The sequence below is a fragment of the Fibrobacter sp. UWEL genome (genome assembly GCF_900142535.1).
Classification (GTDB): Bacteria; Fibrobacterota; Fibrobacteria; order Fibrobacterales; family Fibrobacteraceae; genus Fibrobacter.
The window spans coordinates 1-24,404 of sequence record NZ_FRBE01000017.1 but is presented as its reverse complement, the minus strand read 5'-3'; the positions used below and the strand labels follow the sequence as shown (position 1 = coordinate 24,404).

General features: G+C 49.9%; 17 protein-coding genes and 1 riboswitch. Of the genes, 9 read left to right on the top strand and 8 right to left on the bottom strand.

Going from position 1 to position 24,404, the window contains the following annotated elements:
- The first annotated feature begins 37 nt into the window (after positions 1–37).
- A complete protein-coding gene (locus BUB59_RS10980) occupies positions 38–2,017 on the top strand; it encodes an ATP-binding response regulator (RefSeq protein WP_073229883.1) in 1,980 nt (659 codons plus the stop codon).
- Entirely contained in the window at positions 2,017–5,088 is a 3,072-nt protein-coding gene (locus BUB59_RS10975) for a DegV family protein (protein WP_073229881.1), read from the top strand. The genes BUB59_RS10980 and BUB59_RS10975 overlap by 1 nt, the downstream gene beginning before the upstream one ends.
- An 84-nt stretch (positions 5,089–5,172) precedes the next feature.
- Here the strand turns inward: BUB59_RS10975 and BUB59_RS10970 are convergent, their stop codons facing one another.
- The 3 genes from BUB59_RS10970 to BUB59_RS10960 all read right to left on the bottom strand — a co-directional run bounded on the left by BUB59_RS10970 (position 5,173) and on the right by BUB59_RS10960 (position 8,775).
- Entirely contained in the window at positions 5,173–6,321 is a 1,149-nt protein-coding gene (locus BUB59_RS10970; protein ID WP_234980028.1) for a family 16 glycosylhydrolase, read from the bottom strand.
- Between the two features lie 174 nt (positions 6,322–6,495).
- Positions 6,496–7,698 (bottom strand): type II secretion system F family protein, encoded by a 1,203-nt coding sequence (locus tag BUB59_RS10965; RefSeq protein ID WP_073229879.1) that lies wholly within the window; start codon positions 7,696–7,698, stop codon positions 6,496–6,498.
- Between the two features lie 9 nt (positions 7,699–7,707).
- Positions 7,708–8,775, bottom strand: a complete 1,068-nt coding sequence (locus BUB59_RS10960) for a type IV pilus twitching motility protein PilT (protein WP_073229877.1) — start codon at positions 8,773–8,775, stop codon at positions 7,708–7,710.
- A 54-nt stretch (positions 8,776–8,829) separates the two neighbouring features.
- On the opposite strand from BUB59_RS10960, the gene BUB59_RS10955 reads away from it, so the two are divergent.
- Positions 8,830–9,345: a TlpA family protein disulfide reductase gene (locus BUB59_RS10955; protein WP_073229875.1), complete on the top strand. Its 516-nt coding sequence runs from the start codon at positions 8,830–8,832 to the stop codon at positions 9,343–9,345.
- 1 nt (position 9,346) lies between these two features.
- On the opposite strand, the gene epmA is transcribed toward BUB59_RS10955, so the two are convergent.
- Together epmA and BUB59_RS10945 are read right to left on the bottom strand one after the other, a co-directional pair.
- A complete protein-coding gene (gene epmA / locus BUB59_RS10950; protein WP_073229872.1) occupies positions 9,347–10,312 on the bottom strand; it encodes an EF-P lysine aminoacylase EpmA in 966 nt (321 codons plus the stop codon).
- Positions 10,313–10,324: 12 nt separating this feature from the next.
- The gene (locus tag BUB59_RS10945) at positions 10,325–11,785 is read right to left on the bottom strand and encodes an FISUMP domain-containing protein (protein ID WP_083540298.1); all 1,461 of its coding nucleotides are present in this window, start codon (positions 11,783–11,785) and stop codon (positions 10,325–10,327) included.
- A gap of 98 nt (positions 11,786–11,883) precedes the next feature.
- Here BUB59_RS10945 and BUB59_RS10940 point away from each other — a divergent pair, with 98 nt between their 5' ends.
- The gene (locus tag BUB59_RS10940) at positions 11,884–13,122 is read left to right on the top strand and encodes an aminotransferase class V-fold PLP-dependent enzyme (RefSeq protein WP_073229868.1); all 1,239 of its coding nucleotides are present in this window, start codon (positions 11,884–11,886) and stop codon (positions 13,120–13,122) included.
- A gap of 66 nt (positions 13,123–13,188) precedes the next feature.
- Positions 13,189–14,004 carry a hypothetical protein gene (locus BUB59_RS10935; RefSeq protein ID WP_073229865.1) on the top strand — a complete coding sequence of 272 codons (816 nt, stop codon included), beginning with the start codon at positions 13,189–13,191 and terminating at the stop codon, positions 14,002–14,004.
- Between the two features lie 104 nt (positions 14,005–14,108).
- Here the strand turns inward: BUB59_RS10935 and BUB59_RS10930 are convergent, their stop codons facing one another.
- Complete coding sequence (locus BUB59_RS10930; protein WP_073229863.1) at positions 14,109–16,235, bottom strand: glutamine synthetase III family protein; 2,127 nt, start codon at positions 16,233–16,235, stop codon at positions 14,109–14,111.
- 432 nt (positions 16,236–16,667) lie between these two features.
- Here BUB59_RS10930 and BUB59_RS10925 point away from each other — a divergent pair, with 432 nt between their 5' ends.
- On the top strand, positions 16,668–17,648 hold the full coding sequence (locus BUB59_RS10925; protein ID WP_234980027.1) for a sigma-54 interaction domain-containing protein: 981 nt from the start codon (positions 16,668–16,670) through the stop codon (positions 17,646–17,648).
- Between the two features lie 88 nt (positions 17,649–17,736).
- Here BUB59_RS10925 and BUB59_RS10920 read toward each other — a convergent pair whose 3' ends face one another.
- Together BUB59_RS10920 and BUB59_RS10915 are read right to left on the bottom strand one after the other, a co-directional pair.
- Positions 17,737–18,966 carry a YncE family protein gene (locus BUB59_RS10920; RefSeq protein WP_083540292.1) on the bottom strand — a complete coding sequence of 410 codons (1,230 nt, stop codon included), beginning with the start codon at positions 18,964–18,966 and terminating at the stop codon, positions 17,737–17,739.
- A 69-nt stretch (positions 18,967–19,035) separates the two neighbouring features.
- Entirely contained in the window at positions 19,036–21,042 is a 2,007-nt protein-coding gene (locus BUB59_RS10915; RefSeq protein WP_073229858.1) for a TonB-dependent receptor, read from the bottom strand.
- Positions 21,043–21,070: 28 nt separating this feature from the next.
- Positions 21,071–21,295: riboswitch (cobalamin riboswitch) on the bottom strand.
- 262 nt (positions 21,296–21,557) lie between these two features.
- Between BUB59_RS10915 and BUB59_RS10910 the strand changes: the two genes are divergently transcribed.
- The 3 genes from BUB59_RS10910 to BUB59_RS10900 all read left to right on the top strand — a co-directional run.
- Positions 21,558–22,439, top strand: a complete 882-nt coding sequence (locus BUB59_RS10910; protein ID WP_073229856.1) for an electron transfer flavoprotein subunit beta/FixA family protein — start codon at positions 21,558–21,560, stop codon at positions 22,437–22,439.
- 3 nt (positions 22,440–22,442) lie between these two features.
- A complete protein-coding gene (locus tag BUB59_RS10905) occupies positions 22,443–23,468 on the top strand; it encodes an electron transfer flavoprotein subunit alpha/FixB family protein (RefSeq protein WP_073229854.1) in 1,026 nt (341 codons plus the stop codon).
- 10 nt (positions 23,469–23,478) lie between these two features.
- The coding region (locus BUB59_RS10900; protein ID WP_200778833.1) for an acyl-CoA dehydrogenase family protein at positions 23,479–24,404 on the top strand (926 nt) is incomplete at its 3' end.

Below are 24,404 nucleotides of genomic sequence, written 5' to 3'. Positions count from 1 at the left end.
CCTATATCACATCGTATATCTAATCATCAGTACATTAATGAGCATTTTGCTCGCCACGGTCGCCACTCTCCTAAACTGGGGCGAATGGATTGTGTACGTCATCGCGGCCATGATCGTTTTTTCGTGGTACCTCCACATTTCCAGGGTGGTATCCAACCAGACTCGAATGGCAATTTATACGCTAGAAGTGGCAGGACTAATGCTCTACTACGGATCCGACCCCGTTAGCGTAGCAGACCTCCCCCTAGTAGTCATCATTTTCATTTTTCTTTCTGCAATCAACAACGCAAAAACGCCCGTGTTGATTCTCGCCCTGATTTTTCCCGTCGAACTTGCATACCTCATTATAACAGGCCGATTTGAAGCAAAGCCCGACACCACCATGGCCATGCGACTAGTTCTAGGAGCACTTTCCATCTTTAGTGCAACGGCCATCGCCCTATTCCATCAGAAATTCCAGCAGGTAGAACGAGATTCCCGACTGAACTTGGAAAAGCAAGCCATTACCGCCCGTGAAGACAATAAAATCTTCATGGAAAACATCTCCCATGAATTAAGAACGCCCATCAACGCCGTCAACGGAATGAGCCAAGTGATTTTGAAAAAGGACCTGGACGAGGAACTTTTCAATAGCATGGATTCCATCTACAAGGCAGGGCGTAGGCTTTCCGACGACATCAGCAACATTCTGGACTATTCAGAAATTCTTACCAACAAGTTGCAGCTTTCGGAAAACGATTACGAAATCATGTCTGTAGTCAACGACATTTCCACAGGATTCATCTGGTACGATGAATACGACCAGCTGGAGCTCGCCATTGACGTTAAGCAGGATGTTCCCGCCATCCTTCATGGCGATGAAGGAAAGATCAGACGCATCCTCACCCTCCTTCTGGATTACTCCATGAAGGATACCACCAAAGGCGGACTTTACCTGGGAGTATCCTCCAGCCCCCATGATTACGGTTGCAACCTGAATATCGACATTCTTAACGTCGGCAAGAGTTTGACCAAGGACGAGATTGCTGACATCTACGCCAGTTTCAATACTTCCAAAAACATGGTCAAGGGAAAGAACGGTTTGGAGCTGGGTCTTGTGGTCGTCCACGGAATCGTGGCAAAGATGGGCGGTTTCATCAAGATTGACAGCCCCGACAACGCAACGAGCCGCATTCACGTTTCATTCCCCCAGAAGGTGGTTAGCCCCCGTCCCACGTTGGTCCTGAAGGATGCCGAAAAATACAAGGTGGCTTGCTATTTCAACCAGGACAAGTACGTCTACCCGCAAATCAACGAAATCTACAAGCGCATTATCGAGAACTTCAAGAGTATTGTGGGAATCGAAATTTACGTAGCAGATTCACTCAGTCGCCTAAAGAACATCATTTCTTCCAGAAGTATCACCCACATCTTCGTGGCTGAATGGGAATACAAGATGGATCCGAAATACTTCGAAACCTTGAGCGAGACATACCATACCAGCATCTTCGCAGGAAAGAGTTTCCAGCTACCGAACCATAGCAATATCAACATCTTCAGAAAGCCCATCTACACCCTTTCCATCTTGAACAATCTTCAAGCACTTACCCCGGGTCAGAAGGATTTCCAGCATTCTGATGAATTTGAAAACGCCCAGTTTAACGGAATGAAAGCTCTGGTGGTTGACGACGACGCACTGAACCTCCGTGTTGCTCGCGAAATTCTCCAACAGTTGGGAATGAACGTACAGACGGCATCCAGCGGGGAAGACGCCATCGAACGCTGCAACTTCGAGGAATTTGACATCATCTTTATGGACTACATGATGCGCGGTATGAACGGCATCGAGTGCATGAAGAAAATTCACGAAATCAGGAGCGCCCGCTACAAGGCAATTCCAATCATCGCACTTACTGCAAACGCAGTAAGTGGCGCTCGCCACATGTTCCTGAGCGAAGGCTTTGACGAATTTATTTCCAAGCCCATTGAAGTTTCACGAATGGCTCGCGTCATCAAGAAGTTCTATAGGGAGGCGTAATGAGTCTGCATAAACTTGTACAGATTTCTACGGAAAGCCTTGCCGACTTAAACTCCCAGCTGGCAGCAGATTTCAACGTCGCCGTCATGCCCTTCTACGTCAAGACCAACGAAGGCCAATTCATCGATGGCGTAGACATTGACCAGCGGGACTTGCTGATCTATATGGCTAAGGAAGGTGCCTCCGCCGTTTCGGAACCTGCATCCGTAGCAGAATACAAAGCCTATTTTGAAAACCAGCTTAAACAAGCGGACTACGTCATTCATTTCTGTATGGGACGTAACGCTAGCCGCGGTTACGAAAACGCAACCGCCGCCGCAAAGGACCTTCGAAACGTCACCATCATGGACACCCCGCTGGTTTCCTGCGGAATTGGCATTCTCGCCATAGAAGCTTCCCGTATGGCAATGGCCGGAGCTACCGCAGACGAAATCATCAAGCAAGTTCCAAAAATCACAAGACGCATTTCCTCCAGCTTTATCGTCAAGGAAACGGATTCCCTCACCAAGCGCGGAAACATCAAGCCTTGGGTCAAAACTATCTGCGACCGTTTCCTACTTCACCCTTGTCTAGAACCTAGAGGGACAAAGCTGAATGCCCGCGATGCCTTCATCGGCAAATGGGACAAGGTTGCCAAAAAGTACATCGCACAGTGTCTGCGACTACCTTATCTAATCGACAAGGAAGTGCTATTTATCGCGCACATCGGTCTTAACGCAACCGAATTAAAGGAACTGACCGACGAAATCGAAAAGCACTGTCATTTCGAGAAAATCATTATCCAGGAGGCCTCCGCCACCATTTCCGTCCACGGCGGTGCAGGATGCTTCGGTCTGATGTTCAAGCGACGCAAGCACGAAAGCAGTTCCAGTTCGTCCAAGAAATGCACAGTTGCAAGTAGAGTCAAGAACGTAATCAACGCGGTAACCAACACCATTCTAAAAGAAGAATACAGCATCAATCAGAAAATTCTGCATTTGATGATTATCGCAGTCTTTTTCACAGGCTTTATTTCGACCATTATCACTTTCGCGAATGGCGAAAAACTTTCAGCGCTAGTCACCATCTTCAGCGTATTCTTCGTTTTAATCGCACTCTACGCCTCCGTAGTCAAGAGTAACACCAGAGCGGCAGCGATTCTCATCTGTGTTGTCATCAACATGATCACATTCCCCATCGCCTTCTTCTCCTCTGGCGGTTTTGACTCCGGCATGCCCACATGGCTCGCTCTAGGCCTAGTGTGTTCCTGGTTCCTCTTCAAGGGCAAAGAATGTGTAGCCATGATTGCATTGAACATTGCCGTAGTCGTCACCACATTGACCATAGCCTATATCCATCCGGAATTTGTGAAGGTCGTTTCCAATAGATACACTTTCCTAGACACATTACAGACAATCGTTTGTGTATCCGTCATCCTAGGCGCCACCTTTAAGTTCCAGAACCACATTTACGAAAAGCAGCGCAAGCAATATCTAGAACGTGACAAGGAACTACAGGCAGCCAACAAGGCAAAGAGCCAGTTCCTTGCCAATATGAGCCACGAGATCCGCACGCCCATCAACGGCATTATCGGCATGGACGCTATGCTCATGAAGGAATGCGGCGAAGACCTGACTACTCTAGAATACGCACGTAATATCCAGAGTGCAAGTAATTCCCTGCTATCCATCGTGAATGACATCCTGGACATTTCCAAAATCGAATCCGGGAAGCTGGACCTTGTCCCCGTCAACTACAAGGTATTCAACCTGATCAACGACGCCTACAACTTGACAGCTCAGCGCGCCTTCAGCAAGGGACTTAACTTCATTCTGGACATCAATGAGGCTCTTCCCACGGAACTGAACGGCGATGAAGTTCGCATCCGTCAAATTATTAACAACCTGCTGTCCAATGCCATTAAGTACACTGAACGAGGCAACGTTCAGCTCAGTGTTTATCATCGACCTCTCAATGATGCCCAGGTAACCCTCTGTATTGAAGTTTCCGATACCGGCATAGGAATCAAGAAAGAAAACTTGAATCAAATTTTTGACAGTTTCACCCGTCTGGATGAGAAACGCAATCGCAATATCGAAGGAACCGGTCTTGGACTGAACCTTACCAACAATTTGGTTCATATGATGAACGGTGAAATATCCGTAGACAGCGTATACAATGAGGGATCCACCTTCAAGGTGCGCATTCCCCAGCGCATCAAGAATCGTGAACTGTTGGGCGATTTCGAAGAATTGCAGAGACAAATGCTCAACCAGAAGCAAGTTCAGGAAACCGCCGTGGCAATGCCCAATGCACGAGCTCTCGTGGTAGATGACGTTCACATGAATTTGCTGGTGGCCAAGGGATTCCTGAAGCAGACCCAAATGACCGTGGATACCGCACTTTCCGGCCAGGAAGCATTAAAGCTCATGGACGAACACAAGTACGACATTATCTTCCTGGATCACATGATGCCCGTTATGGACGGCATTGAAGTGTTCCGTACGGTCAGGGGAAAAACAAACTGCATCAACGTCACAACCCCGATTGTCATTCTGACTGCAAATGCAGTCCTTGGAGAAAAAGAAGAATACCTGCGAGTGGGATTTGACGATTACCTGTCCAAGCCTATTCAGGAAAAGGAATTGTTCCGCGTCCTCAAGCAATTCGTAAAAACACCCGAAGCCAAGGAAGCGGCCCCCGCAAAAAGTTCACAGCCTGTAAACGAAACCAAGGTTAAGAAAAATTCTGGACTAGACAGCATTACGGGTCTAGATACAAAGGCTGGGCTTTCTCTGGCCATGAACGACATGGATTTCTACAAGGAACTGCTCCAGGAATACATCGAAGGAAACAAGCTCCAGTCTATGGATGAATTCTTCAAGGCAGCCGACTGGAAGAATTACCAGATTAACGCCCACTCCCTGAAGAGCACCTCCATGAGCATCGGGGCAAAGACACTTTCCGAGCACGCCCGCCTAATGGAAGCCGCCTGCAAGTCAGGAGACACTTCCTACATCGAAAGCAATCACGACGCCCTCCAGAAGGAATACGCCGAACTGCTGAAAAAGCTAAAGGAAGCCCTCTCTTAAACATCTAGGCGCAAGCGCTTGCCTAACAAAAGTTAAAAGCCCCGGATTGCTCCGGGGCTTTTGGATGTTGTCTGTCAGGAGATCTTAGTTAGCAGCTTCCTTGAGTTCGCGGCTCAAGAGGAGCTTGCAGTAGCCATCAGCTACAACAACGTTTGCGGGACGGAGAGTGGTGTTTTCCATCTTCCAGTTACCAGTCTTCCAGTGAGTCTTATCCAGAGCGTCACCATCGAAGTCGTCCTGCCAATTCAGGACAAAGCCCTTAGTAGCCGGATCGTAGTCGTATACACGGACGTAGTCAATAAGCTGTTCCTTGGGGCCGTCAGCCAGTTCGCCACCGGTGAACTTGCCAACCCAACCAGTGCTAGCAGCAGACCAGAGGTTGAAACGGAGGGACTGTTCCATAGTCATGAAAGCAACCTGATCCTGTTCCGGGCCGTTCTTTTCGGTACGGGTCTGACCGATGTAGTCACGACGGATTTCCACGCTATCGATTTCCCAGGCGATGTATTCCGGAGTCCAGATCATGCCAAAGAGATGGAAGTTTTCAGTTGCGTTGTCGCCAAACTGATGGATGTATTCAGAAGTGATATTCTTATGCTTCTTAGTTTCATCATCCGGATAGCGGGTAATGATGTTGGACTGCCAGGAGCCAGGATTCTTACCCAGAACTTCGATATCGATTTCATTCCAAGGTTCGTCTTCCTCCATATAGGAGTTATCGTAGTACAGGAACATGGAGCTGACGGAACCAGAGATGGAAACCATCTTCATACGGGCTTCAAAGCGACCGTAAGTGAACTGGTCACGACCAGTCAGTTCTGCGCCATAGTAGTTATAGTCGCTCTTGTTGTCCACATGGACGGTATCGTTGTTAGGAAGCTTGGGAAGAGCAGAATCGTCAAAGATTTTGCTGGTGATCTTACCGTTGGCATCCACCGGAGCGTTGGGGTCAATAGCGATATTGGATGCGCTAGAAGCCGGGGCAACATCAGGATCTGCAGCAGCGGAAGAAGTGGGGCCCACAACCGGATTCTGGGTAGGATCAACAGTCGGATCCACCACAGAGGAAGAGGAAACACCAGCAGTCGGATCAACGATAGGATCCACTACAGCTGCGGAAGAACTTGTGGGATTTACAACCGGAGAAGCGGGAGAACTGCTGTCATCAGAGCAAGCGAACATGCTCATAGAAAGAGCTGCAGTAACGATGGGGAGAAGGATTTTAGTCTTCATATTGTACCTCTTGTTTTATGTCCATAATATACCCTAATTCAAAACCGCCTGCAAAACAAGCAACACGCATTTAGAATTTCACTGTATCAAATGTATTCTGAGCCAGCATAAAGAAAGGGCAGGCATAAAGCCTGTCCGTTCTTCAAATTAAGGAATGATTTGCGTAGGTTTGTTTTAACCCTTAACGCTATCAGACATAGAGAACATGGGCATGTACATTGCAATAAGCAAGCCACCCACAGCGCCACCCAGGAACACGATGATCATAGGTTCCATCATGCCCACAACGCCGTCCACAGCGGCATCCACTTCTTCATCATAGAAGTCCGCCAATTTCAACAGCATGCCGCCAAGGTTACCCGTCTTTTCACCCACACCCGTCATCTGGATCACCATAGGCGGAAACAAGTGACATTCTTCCATAGGTTCCGCAATGGATTTACCACCAGCAATACCAATGGAAATCTTACCGATAGCCTTTTCGATTACCTTGTTGGAGACGGTAGAGGCCACCACCTTCAAGGAGTCCATCACGGACACACCAGCATTCAGAAGAGTACCTAAAGTTCGAGCAAAACTTGCCGTTGCAGACTTCACCTGAAGGTCCCCAAGTTTCGGAACCTTTAGCATAAAGCCGTCCCACGCAAACTTGATGGATGGAACCCTCATGGCAAGCTTAAAGCCCACAATTGCAAGCACAACCATAATGCCGAGAATCATACCGTTATCGCGGATGAAGTCGGAAATATTCATCACCACCTGAGTCGGTGCAGGAAGTTCAGCGTCAAGAGCAGCGAACTGTTCTGCGAAGGTAGGCACCACAAAAGTCATCAAGGCGATCACCACCAACACACCCACGATAATCAACATCACAGGATAGGTCAGTGCTTTTTTCACCTTACGTTTCAGACGTTCGCCGTTTTCCAAGGTATCAGCAAGACGGGCAAGAATGCCATCCAGAATACCGCCCGCTTCACCTGCAGCCACCATGTTGGTATAAAGAGTATTGAACACCTTAGGATGCTGAGAAAGAGCATCGGCCAGGGAAGAACCGCCGTTAATGGACATGGTCACCTTATGAACCACTTCCCTAAGGTCAGGGTTTTCGCACTGGCTTTCCAGAATGTTCAAGCACTGCAACATGGGAAGACCTGCCGAACTCATGGAGGAGAACATACGGGTAAATCTGGAAATGTCAGCAGGCTTAATGCCACTACCAAACTTGATCTTGATTTCCGTAGGCTTTTTCTTCAAGCTTTCGATAATCAAGCGTCGACGCATCAAGAGGGCTTCAGCTTCGGCCTTATCCTTCGCTTCGATGACGCCATCGAACTTGTTGCCTTGGGCATTACTGGCTTTATAGAGAAATTCTGGCATGAGCTACTCCTACACCCCTTCCTTCTGCATCAGCTGTTCAAGCTGGTCAGGACTGGGGGAACGGGAAAGGGCTTCAAAACGGTCCACCTTGCGATTCTTCACCAGGTCGCAAAGGCACATGTTCATGGTGTTCATACCGAACTTCTGACCGATTTCAATCATGGATTCAATCTGATGAACCTTGTCATCACGAATCAAGGCTCGAATACCCGGAGTCACATTCATCACTTCGTATGCCATTACACGACCGCCGCCAATGCGGGGTACGAGAGTCTGACAGATTACGCCCTGAAGCACGAAGGAGAGCTGAGTACGAACAGTCTGCTGTTCACCCTTGGGGAATGCATCCACCACGCGGTTGATGGTCTGCACGCAGGAGTTGGTATGCAAGGTTGCAAAAGCCAAGTGGCCCGTTTCTGCAATGGTCAATGCAGCACGGATGGTTTCCAAGTCACGCATTTCGCCGATAAGCACCACGTCCGGGTCCTGACGAAGAGCCATCTTCAAGGCGTTGGCAAAGCTGTTGGTATCACTACCCACTTCACGCTGGTTGATCATGCAGTTCTGATGCTTGTGCAAGAATTCGATAGGATCTTCCACCGTCAGAATGTGGTCATGACGTTCCTTGTTAATCTTATCGATCATAGCAGCAAGCGTAGTGGACTTACCGGAACCGGTAGCACCAGTCACCAGCACCAAGCCGGAAGGACGGGTGGTAAATTCAGCCATGATCTTGGGAAGACCCAATTCCTTAAAGGTCTTAATGTCCAGCGGAATAATACGAAGGGCCAAAGCCACGCAACCACGCTGGAGGTAAGCGTTAGCACGGAAACGTGCCAAGTTTGCAATACCGAAAGAAAAGTCACATTCCTTGCTCTGTTCGAAGGACTTTTTCTGGCCTTCGTTCATCAAGCTATAGGTCATTCGCATGGTTTCGTCCGGCTTCAGCTTATTTTCACCAATAGGAGTAAGCTTACCGTGGAGACGAACTAAAGGAGGGGCGCCTGCAGTAATGTGCAAGTCAGAAGCGCCACGCTTCACCATTTCTGCGAGAAGATCTTGAATATTGTATGCCATATGGAAGAATATAACTTAAAAGCTGATTAAAAATTTCATAAATTCAGTCCAGATATGCGTTCTTTGGCCGTCAAAATACTCCTGATTGCAATACCAGTCCTGATACTGGGTTCTATGGCGTATCGGCAGCTGTCCCTAGACAACCAATTCCAGGAAATTTCTAGAAAAATCAACAATTTTACAGCAATTGACGTGGAAAATGGCAGAACGACCTTCCAGGAATTGAAGGGGAAAGCCACCTTTATCGTCCTGAGCGCCAGTTGGTGCCCCGCCTGCATGGCTGAAATTCCCATGTTAAAAAACATCCATAACGAATTCGCCAATCAGGGGCTCAATATTTTGATGATTAGCGAGGACGATAACGTCAAAATCGCAGCCAAATTCAAGAAGAAGCATCAACTTCCCTGGACAGTCCTTCACTGGAATTACGATTTGATGAATCTTTTAGGCAACCCCGGATTCATTCCAGTCTCGTATTTGGTAAACGACCAGGACAGCATCGTCCAAATCCACGCAGGCATCTTCAAGGAAGACGAAGTCCGCAAGGAAATCCAGAAACTTTTGAAATAGATTAAGCAATAGGGCTGGGGAAGAGGATCACATCCCCAATCTCAGGCTTGTTCATGGCCAGCATAAACAGGCGGTCCAGCCCCAGCGCCACCCCAGAACAAGACGGCATACCCGATTCCAGAGCCGCCAGGAAATGTTCATCGATGGGAGGCATGGGCTTCCCCATACTTTCACGAATTTTCTGATCGGCGTTAAAACGGCGGCGCTGTTCGGCGGCATCCGTCAGTTCCGTATAGCCATTGCAAAGTTCCACCTGATCTACAAAAAGTTCAAAGCGCTTCGCCCAGGTCAATCCATCGGCATCTACGTAAGTCTGGGCAAGGGCAGCCTGAGAAGGCGGGTAATCCAGAATGAATTCCGGACCGTTACTGGCGAGAGCGGGTTCAATTATGAAAACCATCAGATAGTCCCACCAGTCTTCACGACTCATGGAACCGCCCTCGGGAACAGGAATCTCACGACGGCGGCAAGCATCCGCAAAGAGGTTCAAATCTTCACAGAACGGATCCACTCCGGCGTAATTCCTGAAAGCATCGATCCAGCGGGTACGGCGAGCATTAATAGGCTTACCTAGAATTTCACTGACGAGAGCTTCTACTTCGTCCATCAGTTTTTCCTGAGGCCAACCCACACGATACCACTCCACCATACTGAATTCATTATTGTGGTGGCTACCGAATTCATCCTTACGGAAGGACTTTGTAATCTGAAAGATGTCCCCAAAGCCAGCAGACAGCAAGCGCTTCATATGAAACTCAGGACTCGTCATCATGAAGCGAGGAGGTTCACCTTCTACACCTACCTGAAAGTAGTCCAGCTGGGGATCCGTACCGCCTGCATTGGAAAGAGTGGGGGTTTCCACTTCCAGAGAATCGCGGGAAACGAAGAATTGACGGACCTTGTTCATCAAGGCCTGGCGTTTGATCCAGTTTTCGCGACTGCAGGTAGGTTTGAATCCAGCGTTCATGACATCCTCTAATTATTCAGCAGCAGATGCTTCAGCCGGGACTTCTGCAGCGTTAGCGGGAGCCACGGGAACTTCCACCGGGAAGCGTCCGTTAATTGCACAACGTACGGACATGTAGTAACCGTTATCCACAGGGATACGGGATACATCGCGGTCGGTAGCGAACATAGAACGTGCATAGCTGCGACCATCGTCAGCAGCATCTTCCATCCAGAAGTAAGCGCCTTCGCCTGCAGTGACGGAGAAGCCGTTCTTGTTGGTATGACCGCCAAACAGGGCGGTAAAGGCAAAGTCATCGGAACCGTTACTGCGGAGCTTTTCTGCAGCGGAGCTTGCGCCACCAGCCAGGTCTTCCAGAGCAGACCATTCTTCTTCCGTAGCCAAGTGAGTGCCTTCCGGACAGACGGTCAAGGCTGTAGCATGATTGTACTGACGGCCATAGGCCTTGCAGTTATCGTCTTCACGGTCGTAGCAGAGAGAACCATCTTCCACAGCATAGTTCAAGTTCTGGACAAACCACTTGAAGCCTTCAATATTTTTGACCTTGTACTTCTGCTTGTCGCGAGGATCCACGAAGGTTTCAAACACAGGGCAGCGAGTAGCAATTTCCTTAGCCGTCAGGATGGAATCCACCTGAGGTTGCCAGGAAGCACAGAAACGGAACAACTGACCGCCGGGAAGAGCGGAACCAGCGGCCTTGTGAGTTTCAGCCCAGCGATCAACGAAAGCCAGATTTACCACAGAAGTATCCGCAATCGTCAGAGGCTTTGCATATGTCTGAGCCAGCTTGGAGAACTTTTCTGCTACAGACATGGGAGCCTTCCAGTAACCATCAGCGATTTCCGCACGAAGCATTTCGAAAAGCGGAGACGGTTTGGAAATCGTGAGCGTTGTTTCGATGAACTGTTCCGGCTTGGAATCGCAGAGAGCCTTATGGGCAGCGTCTTCCAGAGAATCGGACTGAGTCTTGCACTGTTCAATGCAAGCGATGCGGTCCTTACCCTTCTTGGGGCAAGCCACCCAAGCGGTGGTATCCACCTGTTCCTTCACAGGCTTTGCGAAAGCCTTGTTCTTGACGATCGACTTCAGCACACCATCCAGAGTTTCGATGGCATTCACATTGCCTGCCTCCCCATCCTTCAGCAACAACTTAGTCACTTCGGAACAGGCGTCCATTGCCTTGGCGTTAGCACAAACCTTTGCACCGTAACCATAAGCAAACTGGGTGGGACAATTTTCAAAAGATTCGTTAGGCATTGCCTTGAAAATCTTTTCGTACACCTTCACGGCGTCATTGGGGTTCAACTTGCCGCAGTAAATTTCCTCGGCGACGCCCTTCTTCACCATTTTCTGAGCAGCGGCGATATCACCATTGTCTATAGCATCGTGAAGTTCCTGTTGTGCAAAGCTTGCAGAGGCCAGCGAGAATACCACGCCAGTAATAGATAAAAACTTTTTGTAATTGATGTCCATGCCAAAACCTTCCAATTTTTTGGCAACAAATATACAAAACCCAACCTAACAAGGCATTAAAACAATTCTTAACATTTTCAATTTCTATTTTTGGCGCCATGATTGATGTAAAGTTTGATGCAGAAAAAATCCGTAGTGAATTTCCCATGCTGGTAGCTGGCGATCAAGAAGCCAAGCCCTTGGCCTTCTTGGACAGCACCGCTACCACCCAGAAGCCCGATTGCGTCATTGATGTTATGAACGACTTCTACCGCGAACATTACAGTTCCGTAAAGCGCGGCGTGTATCGTCTCAGCGCTCGTACTACCGAAGCCTACGAAGCCACCCGCAAGAACATCGCCAAGTTCATCAACGCCAAGAGCGAAAACGAAATCGTCTTTACCCGCGGCACCACCGAAAGCATCAATCTGGTGGCCTGGAGCTATGGACGTAAGTTTTTCAGCGAAGGCGACGAAGTTCTCATTAGCGGCCTAGAGCATCACGCCAACATCGTAAGCTGGCAGATTGTAGCCGAGATGAAGGGCGCAAAAATCAAGGTCATTCCCGTAAAGGATGACGGCGACTTGGATTTGGAAAAGTTGCCGGAACTTCTCACCGAAAAAGTGAAGATGGTGGCGGTCACCCACGTGAGCAACGCCGTTGGAACCGTCAATCCTATTAAAGAAATTATCGTAACTGTACGCAAGAACGCGCCCCAGGCAAAGATTCTCATTGACTGCGCCCAGAGTTCCTCTCACTTGAAGATCGATGTGCAGGAACTGGACTGCGACTTTATTGCATTTAGCGGACACAAGATGTACGGCCCCACAGGCATCGGCGTTTTGTACGGCAAGTACGATGTACTGGATTCCATGCCTCCTTGGCACGGCGGTGGCGAAATGATCAAGAACGTCACCTTTGAAAAGACAACCTACGCCGACGTCCCCGAACGTTTCGAGGCTGGTACGCCCGCCATTGCAGAAGTTCTGGGCTTGGGCAAGGCTGTGGAATGGATTCAGGAAATCGGTCTGGACAACATTCGCGAACACGAAGAAAAAATCGTGAAGTACGCTTTGGAACAGCTGGCCACCATCCCGCAGATTAAGGTCCTTGGCAGTCCCAAGAATCGCGGCGCACTCATTAGCGTAACGCTGGATGGAATCGCCGTCAGCGACGCCGCCATGATCCTTGACGAAGAAAACGTCGCTGTGCGCAGTGGCCACCACTGCGCTCAACCGGTCATGGACCGGTTCGGCGTTGACGCCACCCTGCGATTGTCCTTCGGAGTCTACTCTCAGGAACGTGACGTAGACCGATTCATCGCAGGCATCAAGCGAGTCATTAAGTTGTTCGCATAAAGATAAAATCGCTCTCACTTGAGGGCGATTTTCATTTACTAGATTTGGAATATACGAGGAGAACCTATGTCAGAACAACAAGATTCCGTTCACATCCACATTAAGTCTTTAGGCAGAGCCGTAGAATTTCCAGTAAAGAGTTCTGAAACCTGCAAGAAATGCAAGGGCACCGGCACGAAAGACAAAAAGCCCTGTCCTTACTGCTGCGGCTCGGGACAAGTCAAGATGTTGGATTGCATTCAATGCAACGGAACAAAGGTTGCTTCCGACAGATCTCCCTGCAAGTGTTGCAAAGGCACCGGCACCCTCACCGAAGTCAAGACCCGAGAATTCTTGGATGCCCGCGAATTCTGCGAAAACTTCAAGAAGAATCCTGCAAAGACACTTTTGATTTGCCTCGCCTGTTTAGCAGCGCTGGGCGTTTGCTCACACATCATTTCTGGCTATGTATTCGTTTACTTCATGTTCCTGAAAACTTGGCCCTGCTACGTTTCCCTTCTGGTTGGTATGGGCGGCGCGTTCTACGTTCTGGTTTGCCTCAACAAGATGAACAAGGGTTCCTATCTACCGGCAACCACAAAGGGCTTAATCAATTTCGCAGTTATCGCAGTTTGGATTGCAGCCATCGCCATTCCAGGCCCTGTCACCGGGCGCTACTGGTGGGTTGAAAAAGAAACCAAGAACACCATAACCGACGCCCTCGTGGAACAAGGTCTCGCATGCCAAAGCGTGAAAGTTGACCGCGCTGATGGCGATGATTACCATGCCATAGCAACGCTCTCTAATGGAGACAAAGTCGAAGTGATCACCCACTTCAAGAACGAGCGCGGACACGGCAATAAGATTGCATACTCCATTCATGTGGAACCCGTGAATCAATAATCTTAAAAGAAAGTCCCCGGCACTTCATAAGAAGTGTCGGGGGACGTTTTTTCGGTTTAAGTGCGGCCCCTCGGCTATGCTCGGGGACCTTAACCGGAATGCAATTAGTAAATGAACATCATCTCGCGGTACTTGGGCAGGGGCCACATTTCGTCGGAGACGACTTTTTCAAGAGCGTCAACGATCTTGCGGGTTTCTGCCATGGCAGCGAGAATGCCTTCATGTTCGCCAGCGAGAGCAGATTCAACCTTAGCCACAGCGGCCATCAGGTCCTTGCAGCCTTCACCCAAAGACTTCACGTAGGCATCCACACCGGGGAAACCCTGGTTGAGAGCCATTTCGTTGGTCTTGAGGGCGCAGGAGTAAGCCTCCACCACCTTGGGCAAGATAATGTTCTTGGCCATGTCGCGGCAGATTTCGCCTTCGATGCGAACGCGCTTGTGGTAGTCTTCCACGTTCACTTCGTAACGGGATTCCATTTCCACGCGGTTCATGACGCCGTACTTTTCGAAGAGGGCAATGTTGGCTTCGTTCTTGAGAGCCTTCAGAGCTTCCAGAGAAGTGCGGATGTTGGGAAGGCCGCGGCGTTCTGCTTCGGCAATCCACTCGTCGGTATAACCGTTTCCGTTGAAGATGACTCGCTTGTGTTCCTTCACGATCTTCTGAAGAATCTTCTGGAGACCGGTGTGGAAATTCTTGTCATCCAACTTTTCCAGCTGTTCGGCAATCATGTCGAATGCCTCTGCAACGATAGTGTTCAGAACCACATTGGGTTCGGAGCAGGACTGGCTGGAACCCGGCGCACGGAATTCGAACTTGTTGCCAGTGAAAGCAAAAGTACTGGTACGGTTACGGTCCGTAGCATCACGGGGCAGCGGCGGCAAACTGTCGGAGCCAAGCTTCATGGCGCCGGCCTGCTTACTAGACTTGGGAGCGCCCTGTTCCAGCTGTTCAATCACATCCATGAGCTGGTCGCCCAAGTACATAGAAACGATGGCCGGAGGCGCTTCGTTAGCACCCAAGCGATGGTCATTGCCTGCGCCAGCGGTAGTCATGCGGAGCAAGTCTGCGTGAGAATCCACCGCATAAATCACAGCGCAAAGAGTGGTGAGGAACACGGCATTTTCGTGAGGATTGCTACCCGGATTCAGCAGGTTGCCGGAACCATAGGAAACGCTCCAGTTGTTATGCTTGCCAGAACCGTTCACACCAGCGAAAGGCTTTTCGTGAAGGAGGCAAACCAGACCATTCTTGTCAGCCACATTGCGAAGAACTTCCATCACCTGCATGTTGTGGTCGCAAGCCAGGTTCACTTCTTCGAACATGGGAGCAAGTTCAAACTGAGCAGGAGCCACTTCGTTGTGACGAGTCTTTGCAGGAATGCCAAGCTTCCACAGTTCCATTTCCACTTCGTTCATGAAGTTCAAAATACGAGCGGGAATAGAACCGAAGTAATGGTCATCCATCTGCTGATGCTTTGCAGGAACAGCACCGAACAGAGTGCGGCCAGCCTGATACAGGTCCGGACGCTGTAAATAGAAACGCTTGTCGATGAGGAAGTATTCCTGTTCGGCACCGAGAGTAACGGTGGTCTTCTTCTTGCCAGCCTTGAAGCAAGCCATCAAACGTTCGGTGGACTTGGAAAGAGCCTGCAGGGAGCGCAGCAGCGGAGTCTTCTTGTCCAAAGCTTCGCCAGTGTAAGAGCAGAACGCAGTAGGAATGCAAAGAGTTGCACCATTGCCATGACGCTTGATGAAAGCGGGGCTAGTGGGATCCCAGGCAGTATAACCGCGGGCCTCGAAAGTAGAACGGATGCCGCCGCTGGGGAAAGAGGAAGCGTCCGGTTCGCCAACAATCAGGTTCTTGCCGCTGAACACCATGATGGCTTCGCAACCGCCGAGGCCATCCGGTTCCAAGAAGGAGTCATGCTTTTCGGCGGTGGAGCCAGTGAGGGGCTGGAACCAGTGAGTAAAATGAGTGGCACCGCGATCCATTGCCCACTTCTTCATGGCATGAGCCACTTCGCCGGCAATGTTCGGGTCCAGGGGAGCACCCTGTTCAATCGTAGCAAGAAGCTTCTTGCAGATATCCTTGGGCAGGTAAACCTTCATGGCGTTGGCGTTAAACACATCTTCGCCGTAGTAATCCACGTTGACGGTTTCGGCAGGCTTTACCGGTGCGGTTGCGGCCTTGGCGATTTCGTCAATGGTATTCTTTCTATAGGTGCTCATAATGTTTTTCCTTGTGTGTGAAGGCAAAAGTAGGAACAAAGAAGCGGTCTTTCATCATTTTTTTAGGGTATTTGCCCATCATTTTATTACAATTTTGTAAAAAAGAACAATTATTTTACAAAAAAGTAAAACAAAGCCAAAATTATTTAGTATATTTGGGTCACATTTCTCTCCTAGAACATGCTGCGTCGGGGTTAGTACTCCTTTAAAATCACCCTGACGCAGCAACTTCTTTATAGCCCGCCCCTGCGGGATGAGATAGATATGGATTTTGTAGCGCTTGAAAATTCAGCTTTTGAAGAAATTGCCGAGACACTGCGCTCGGTACGCAAGCGTGATGAACAATTAAGCAAAATCCAGAACATTCTTTCCCAAAAATTCGATACCGCAAGCGCCGCCCATCAGGACGAATGCGATAAAATTCGCGACCTAGTGAAGGGCAAGCCAGGCGAACTCATCGGCAACACTAGCGAAATGCGCGCGGTTCGAGACCAGGTAAGGCACATCGCCCCCTCCATCGCTTTAGTTCTAGTCCGAGGAAATGCAGGCACCGGCAAGGAGTACGTGGCCCGAAGCATCCATCAGCTTTCCGACCGTAGGGACAAGCCCTTCGTCATGCTGAACTGCAGCACTCTGAGCGAAGTAAACAACGCCAACTCCTTCGAAAGCGAGCTGTTCGGTTACGAACGCGGAGCATTTACAGGCGCAACCAGCCGACGTTTAGGAAAAGCGGAGCAGGCCTTAGGCGGCACCCTATTTCTAGACGAAGTAGCCAGCCTCAACATTAACGCCCAGGTAAAACTCCTGCAGTTTATCCAAGACGGGAAATTCAGCCGTCAGGGAAGCAACATCGTGCAGAATGCCGACGTGCGCTTGATTGCCAGCACCGCACGAAACCTGGAGCAAATGATCCAGCAGGGGCTTTTCCGCGAGGATCTTTATTACCGTCTCAATGTTTTCCAGATTCATCTCACGGATCTTTTCCAGCGAAAGACGGACATCCTACTATTGGCGGATTATTTCATCGCCAAAATGAACTTGAAATACGGCAAGAACATCACTCGCCTTAGCTCCCCCGCTATCGACATGCTATTAAGCTATCACTGGCCCGGCAACGTCCGCGAGTTGGAGAACTGTATTGAACATGCCTGCTTAGTAACGACGGACGTGGCTATTAACGCCTATGATTTACCGCCTACCCTACAGACGGACGTTACATCCGGTACGGCTCTTTTGCCCGAGGGCACGGCACCGCTTTCCACGTTAATTGACAGCTACGAGCGCGAAATTATCAGCGAAGCCCTGCGCCGCCATAAAGGCAACATGAGCGCCGCCGGCAGAGACCTTGATCTAAGCCCCCGCGTGATGCACTATAAAGTCAATCGCTTGGGAATCGAAGTGAATAAAAGTTAAAAAGGCCCGGCATAAGCCGGACCTTTTCCCTTACCCCCAGGATTTACCTAACCCACCTGGATTCACCCTTTTAAGGAAATCTCTTTTCTTACTCAACGATAGCGATGCTGTAGGGAGCAAGAGCCTTTTCAGCGGCGGAAGGAACCTTAGTCACTTCCTTACCATTGTAGGCATAAATGGCTTCTGCACCATAGGTGCGATCACCCACATAAAGGATACCGGTAGCAGCGTCAATGGCCAAGCCGCCTTCAGCATCATCAATGCCCTTGATGGTTTCTACAGAACCGCTTGCCAAGTCAACCTTAACAACCGGAGCTTCAGTTGCATAGGTGGTCATGTCCATGCCCTTGTAAGCAACAGCATAGGCAACACCGGCTTCGTAATCAGCGACAAAGTTGTAGACGCCTGCACCAATCTTCTTGCCGGAGACGTACAGTTCAGAAGACTTCTTAGAAAGATCAACCTTTTCAACGCCGCGTTCGTCATCAGCGTCGGTACCATAGCTAGCGTTGTAGGCACCCATGGTAGCAACATAGACGTTACCCTTCACCACCTTAACAGCAGAAGGGTTGGAAGTTGCAAGCTGGATGGTATCCAGAAGAGCGCCATCATTCAGCTTATACATAGCCAAGAGGCCCTTGGGGTAAGAAGTGCCCGTCCAATTGCCAGCAGAATCGTATTCGGAGATATAACGCTGGAAGACAGCGAACAGAGTGTCACCGCTAACTTCGAAGTCAGCCAGGTTCGGAGAGTAACCACCCTTAGAAATGAAGTCCGTGGTCTTCACAGTCTTCACCACCTTACCGTCCTTCAGGGAGATCTTCACGAAGCTATCGGTACCTTCCAGAGCAACCCATGCTTCATCCTTACCAGCGGCAACAATGTCGGTGGGGTTGGAATAGTCATCCAGAGAGGCTTCCCAGGAAACCTTCTTGCTCTTGGTATCAATGAGGGCAACGTTATCAGAACCGGAACGTTCCAGAGCGTAGAGCTTGCCGTCAATAGTCACCAGCTTGGTGTCCTGATAAATGTCGAGGGACTTCTTGGAGATGGAGTCATTTTCAACCCAGCGAATTTCACCAGTCTTGTAATCAGAGCCAATGACAAATACAGAACCGGAAACAACTTCAGCAGAAGAGGAAGAAGACTTTTCATCTTCCTTAACAGAAGAGGAAGACTTATCTTCCTTAACGGAAGAGGAAGAATCATCCTTGTCGAAAGCAGGTTCGCCAGCGGCAATAGAGTTGTGATCGCAAGCCTGCATAAAGAAAGCAAAGGTGCTTGCAGCGAGAAGAGTCAAGTATTTTTTCTTCATCATGTTTTTTCCTTTTTGTGTCGTCACAAAGATTTCGCATTCCACTTGGTCAACAAAATCCCTGCGCGGGGGCTAGAACCCCTGGGTTAGTGTAAGTTTGTATTCCCTCCCCGGAGTGGGAAATGGAGTGTAAAAATTGCGGTAGGATTCATCCGAGATATTGTCTACAGAAAAAGCCAGACGGGTGGATTCAAAAGGTTTAAATCCGAGAACAGCCTTATGGATGGCTACGGCGGGCTGTTCCATTCGGTTCGCACGGTCACTATAAATTTTGGTGCGATAACTGGAGGACCAGCTAAAGTCAAAATGGAAGGGCAGGTTCAACTGCAGTTCCGCATAATAGGAACGAGCAGGCTCTCCAGGCAATTTATTATTGCGGTAGGCCTTTTCCCTAGACTGATCCACGGCATCCTGGAACGTGGCACGGAGAATCGCCCGCATGAAATCCACCGGGGCACTTTCCACTTCTACTTCGAAGCCTGATATGCTGGCGTCATCCAGATTAAAAGGTTTCATGAAGGAAGCAGAATTCACCCAGAAAATTCCGTTTTCCATCTGAGTATGATAATAGGTCGCACGCAAGATCGTCTTGCGATTTTTTGTTGCAGCAAAGGCGCTTGCCTCAAAACGGTAAGCTATTTCGTCCTTCAAATCGGGATTGCTGATCACCCCCGGATACACGCCATAAAGTTCCATCAAGTCTGGCTTTCTATAGAAGCGTCCAAAGCTTGCTGACCCGCCAAATCGGGAATCCTCGCGGCCAACCTTCAGCAAACCGCGGGCGGAATAAGACAAGTTCTTTTCCGCAGAATTCTCCAGAGTTTTCGTGAAGGTCGGCAAGACCATGGTTCCCCCGTGAACTTCATCGGAAACACCCAGCAAGGAACCTTCGGTACCTACAGCGAACCAGGGAAGAAAACGAAACTCCCCATCGCCAGCCAGAGAGAAGGAGTAACGATCCAGAGCCCAGCCCGCAGAATTGCCCCGCGGGGTATAGTAATCAGCTCCACCAGCCACCCGAAGGTTTACATCTAGCCGTTCTCCATAATAACTAGCAGTCAGCTCCGGAATAAATTTATAGCCACCCGTTCCATATTCCAGATTGTCCGTAGAGACGTATCCAATATGATCTACCGGATAGTAGGAATGGGAAACCGACTTTTCAAATTTTCCCGTCAGGCCCAATTCCAGCCAAAGCCATCCAAAGTATTCGGGAAATTCCATGCGGTAGCTGGCCTGGGCATTTTGCCCTTCGAAGCCGGCAAATGTGGTCTGGTAATCTTCACGACCGGGGTTACCCGCATCGGACATGGAGGCATTCAAGGAGAATGTGGAGAAACCTCCAAAGCCATGGAGGATGCGGTACTTCACATTACCGGAATATTCCGTATACTGGGCATTCTTTCGAACATCCGTAAAGTCATCATCCTTATTATAGTTGGTGCCGTTACGGTTGGTAAATTCGTAATCATTGTCGGAATGGCGAGCGGACAGTGTGGCCGCAAAAGTAGCGCTATCCGTCACACGAGTCTGGACCTGCGCAGATCCTTCCCAGAAGTTATGACTTCCATAACTGGCGAGGATTCGTCCTGACGTTTTTGGGCCACCGCGATCCACAGCGGACTTGGTCACAAAATTGACGGCACCGCCAATTCCTGCGCCACCGAATCTCGCAGGGACACGATCCTTGTAGACTTCAATTTTTTCAATCTGGTTCAAGTCAATCTGCCCCAGATCCACCGCACCGCCGCTGCCATCGTTCAAGGGAACCCCATCCATGCAGATAACCACATTCTTAGCAGCAATTCCTCGAATGCTTATGGTCTGGAAACTACCCAGGCCACCCTGGCGATAATACTGAATTCCAGGCAGAGTAGCCAGAAGTTCAGCGGCGGAATAAGGTTTACCTTCCCAGGCATCCTTGGTAATTTCGGTAAAACTGGTGCTTTTTTGAGAGACTGCGGGGGCTTGGGCAACCACGTCGGTAGAACCCAGGTCCTGAATAGGGCCATCCTGGGCACATACGCAACAGGCCGCTGCTAGTGCTAGCGCGGCAAATCTTGTCCATGTCTCTCGCATCGGACTCCAGATGGACACGGCACACGACCGTATTCCTTAGCTACCTCACAGTTCTTCTGACTGGGGGATCATTCTACTCCTGACTCCTTCACACGAGAGTTCGAATCGCTTATCTCGCATTGGTTCATGTCAGTTTCGTCCTCCCTTACAGCGGCGGGACCGTTCCCGGTTTTCACGGGATTCTCTTACGGGCAAAAAGTTTTTTTCTTCTCGCCACGCAGCCTTTCACAGCACAAGGCAACTTTTTGTTAACATAATATAAAAAAGAGTAACATACCCCTCAAGAGCAAGGGCTATCAGTAATTTTTATAAACGGCACCATAGGACGTCCAATGGCACGCCCTACAATACGTACGAAAATAATCACAAGATTGTAATAATTTCAGCCATTTTCTCCTCTTTTTTTAAAGTATTCCACCCAACTTCACCATTTACATTTTTCAAAAAAGGTAAATTTGGCTCAAATAACATTAAACTAATCACCTTGGCGGTTCATCCGCTAAAGATCAATAACTATGAGCCTAAAAATCGTTGTACTTGCTAAGCAAGTTCCTGACACACGAAATGTGGGTCCCGACGCCATGACGGAACAGGGTACCATCAATCGTGCTGCCTTGCCTGCAGTCTTCAACCCTGAAGACCTGAATGCATTGGAACAGGCCCTTCGCCTGAAGGATCAGTTCCCCGGTTCCACCATTTCCGTTGTGACCATGGGTCTCCCCAAGTCCGCCGAAGTTGTTCGCGAAGCTCTCTATCGCGGCGCTGACGAAGGTTTCGTTGTTACCGACCGTACTCTCGGTGGTGCAGATACCTTGGCTACCAGCTACACTCTGGCTCAGGCTATCAAGAAAGTTGGCAACTACGACATCATCCTCTGCGGCCGTCAGGCTATCGATGGTGATACCGCACAGGTCGGTCCCCAGATCGCTCAGAAGTTGGGCCTCACTCAGGTGACCTACGCCGAAGAAATTCTCTCCCTGGACCCGGCAGCCAAGAAGGTTGTGATCCGTCGCCTCATCGACGGTGGTGTCGAAACCGTGGAAGCACCGCTGCCGCTGGTCGTAACCGTTAACGGTTCCGCAGCTCCCTGCCGTCCCCGTAACGCAAAGCGCCTCATGAAGTACAAGGCAGCAACTGCTGTTGCCGAACGTGCTCCCGAAGCCGCTGAAAAGTACGCAGCCCTTATCGCCGAAAAGCCCTACCTGGACATCGCCCAGTGGGGTGCAGCCGACATCGATGCAGATCCTGCACAGATCGGTAAGGCCGGTTCTCCGACCAACGTTAAGGCCGTCAAGAACATTGTGTTCAAGGCTAAGGAAAGCCGCACTCTCACCGCTAGCGATGAAGATGTGGAAGGCCTGATCAAGGAACTCTTAGAAGGAAAGATTATCGGTTAACCTATGAATAACGTATTTGTATATTGCGAAATTGAAGGGACTACCGTTAAGGACGTTTCCCTCGAATTGCTCTCCAAGGGCCGTAAGCTGGCCGACACCCTGGGTGTTCAGCTGGAATGCATTTGCGCAGCCTCTGGTATCGACGGCATTGAAAAGCAGGTTTTCCCCTACGGTGTGGACAAGGTTCATGTGTTCGACGCTGAAGGCCTGTTCCCCTACACCACCAATCCCCATGCATCTCTCGTGATCAACCTGTTCAAGGAAGAACAGCCCCAGATCTGCCTCATGGGTGCAACCGTGATTGGTCGTGACCTTGGCCCCCGCATTTCTGCTGCTACCCACAGTGGTCTGACTGCAGACTGTACCGAACTCGAAATCGACAGCTTCGAAATGAGCATCGGTGGCGTCAAGAAGTTCTACGAAAATCAGCTTTGCCAGATTCGTCCGGCTTTCGGCGGTAACATCGTTGCTACCATCGTGAACCCGGAACACCGCCCGCAGATGGCTACCGTCCGCGAAGGTGTGATGAAGAAGGAAATCAAGGACGCTAACTACAAGGGTGAAGTTGTCAAGCACGACGTCGCCAAGTACGTCCCCGAAGCAGAATACGTGGTAAAGGTTCTGGAACGCCACGTTGAAGCCGCCAAGAACAACCTGAAGGGAGCTCCCATCGTTGTTGCCGGTGGTTACGGCATGGGCTCCAAGGAAAACTTCGACCTGTTGTTTGAACTGGCTAAGGAACTCCACGGTGAAGTGGGTGCAAGCCGCGCTGCTATTGACGCTGGCTTCGTTGACCACGATCGTCAGATCGGTCAGACCGGCCTCACTGTCCGCCCGAAGGTTTATATCGCTTGCGGTATTTCCGGCCAGATCCAGCACATCGCTGGTATGCAGGACTCCGGCATTATCATCTCCGTGAACAATGACCCGGACGCTCCCATCAATGCAATTGCTGACTACGTCATCAACGGCAACGTTGAAGAAGTGGTTCCCAAGTTAATCAAGTACTACAAGGCAAACAACAAGTAGGTTTAGCTCTATGGCAAATTTTTATACTGACCATCCGGAGATTAAGTTCAATCTCGAAAGCAGCCCCTTGATGAACCGCATTGTGGAACTCAGGGAAAATGGCTTTGCTAATGAAGAAAAGTCCGATTACGCTCCGGCCGACTACGCCGACGCAATCGACAACTACAACAAGGTTTGCGAACTGGCTGGCGACATCGTTTCTAACGTGATCGCTCCCAACGCAGAAGCAGTTGATGCAGAAGGTCCTCATTGCGAAAACGGACGCGTCCGCTACGCAAGCAAGACTTACGAAAACCTGGAAGCAACCGTAAAGGCAGGCCTTTGCGGCGTTACCATGCCCCGTCGTTTCGGTGGCTTGAACTTCCCCGTTACTGCATACACCGCCATTAACGAAATGATCGCCGCCGGCGACGCAGGTTTCGAAAACATCTGGTCCCTTCAGGACTGTATCGAAACTCTGTACGAATTCGGTGACGAAGACCAGCGTTCTCGTTTCGTCCCCCGCATTTGCGCAGGCGAAACCATGTCCATGGACTTGACCGAACCGGATGCAGGTTCTGACTTGCAGCGCGTGATGCTGAAGGCAACCTACAGCGAAGCAGACAAGTGCTGGTACCTGAACGGCGTGAAGCGCTTCATCACCAACGGTGACTCCGACATTCACCTGGTTCTTGCCCGCTCTGAAGAAGGCACCAAGGATGGCCGCGGTCTTTCCATGTTCATCTACGACAAGCGCGACGGTGGCGTCGATGTTCGTCGTATCGAAAACAAGATGGGTATCCACGGTTCTCCGACCTGCGAACTGGTTTACAAGAACGCTAAGGCAGAACTCTGCGGCCGTCGCAAGTTCGGTCTCATCAAGTACGTGATGGCCCTCATGAATGGCGCTCGTCTCGGTATCGCTGCACAGGCAGTGGGTATCAGCCAGGCTTCCTA

Excerpts from the sequence above, each read along its gene's own strand:
- BUB59_RS10980 (WP_073229883.1), top strand. The coding sequence starts at position 38 with ATGAGCATTTTGCTCGCCACGGTCGCCACTCTCCTAAACTGGGGCGAA.
- BUB59_RS10975 (WP_073229881.1), top strand. The coding sequence starts at position 2,017 with ATGAGTCTGCATAAACTTGTACAGATTTCTACGGAAAGCCTTGCCGAC.
- BUB59_RS10970 (WP_234980028.1), bottom strand. The coding sequence starts at position 6,321 with ATGAAGACTAAAATCCTTCTCCCCATCGTTACTGCAGCTCTTTCTATG.
- BUB59_RS10965 (WP_073229879.1), bottom strand. The coding sequence starts at position 7,698 with ATGCCAGAATTTCTCTATAAAGCCAGTAATGCCCAAGGCAACAAGTTC.
- BUB59_RS10960 (WP_073229877.1), bottom strand. The coding sequence starts at position 8,775 with ATGGCATACAATATTCAAGATCTTCTCGCAGAAATGGTGAAGCGTGGC.
- BUB59_RS10955 (WP_073229875.1), top strand. The coding sequence starts at position 8,830 with ATGCGTTCTTTGGCCGTCAAAATACTCCTGATTGCAATACCAGTCCTG.
- epmA (WP_073229872.1), bottom strand. The coding sequence starts at position 10,312 with ATGAACGCTGGATTCAAACCTACCTGCAGTCGCGAAAACTGGATCAAA.
- BUB59_RS10945 (WP_083540298.1), bottom strand. The coding sequence starts at position 11,785 with ATGGACATCAATTACAAAAAGTTTTTATCTATTACTGGCGTGGTATTC.
- BUB59_RS10940 (WP_073229868.1), top strand. The coding sequence starts at position 11,884 with ATGATTGATGTAAAGTTTGATGCAGAAAAAATCCGTAGTGAATTTCCC.
- BUB59_RS10935 (WP_073229865.1), top strand. The coding sequence starts at position 13,189 with ATGTCAGAACAACAAGATTCCGTTCACATCCACATTAAGTCTTTAGGC.
- BUB59_RS10930 (WP_073229863.1), bottom strand. The coding sequence starts at position 16,235 with ATGAGCACCTATAGAAAGAATACCATTGACGAAATCGCCAAGGCCGCA.
- BUB59_RS10920 (WP_083540292.1), bottom strand. The coding sequence starts at position 18,966 with ATGATGAAGAAAAAATACTTGACTCTTCTCGCTGCAAGCACCTTTGCT.
- BUB59_RS10915 (WP_073229858.1), bottom strand. The coding sequence starts at position 21,042 with ATGCGAGAGACATGGACAAGATTTGCCGCGCTAGCACTAGCAGCGGCC.
- BUB59_RS10910 (WP_073229856.1), top strand. The coding sequence starts at position 21,558 with ATGAGCCTAAAAATCGTTGTACTTGCTAAGCAAGTTCCTGACACACGA.
- BUB59_RS10905 (WP_073229854.1), top strand. The coding sequence starts at position 22,443 with ATGAATAACGTATTTGTATATTGCGAAATTGAAGGGACTACCGTTAAG.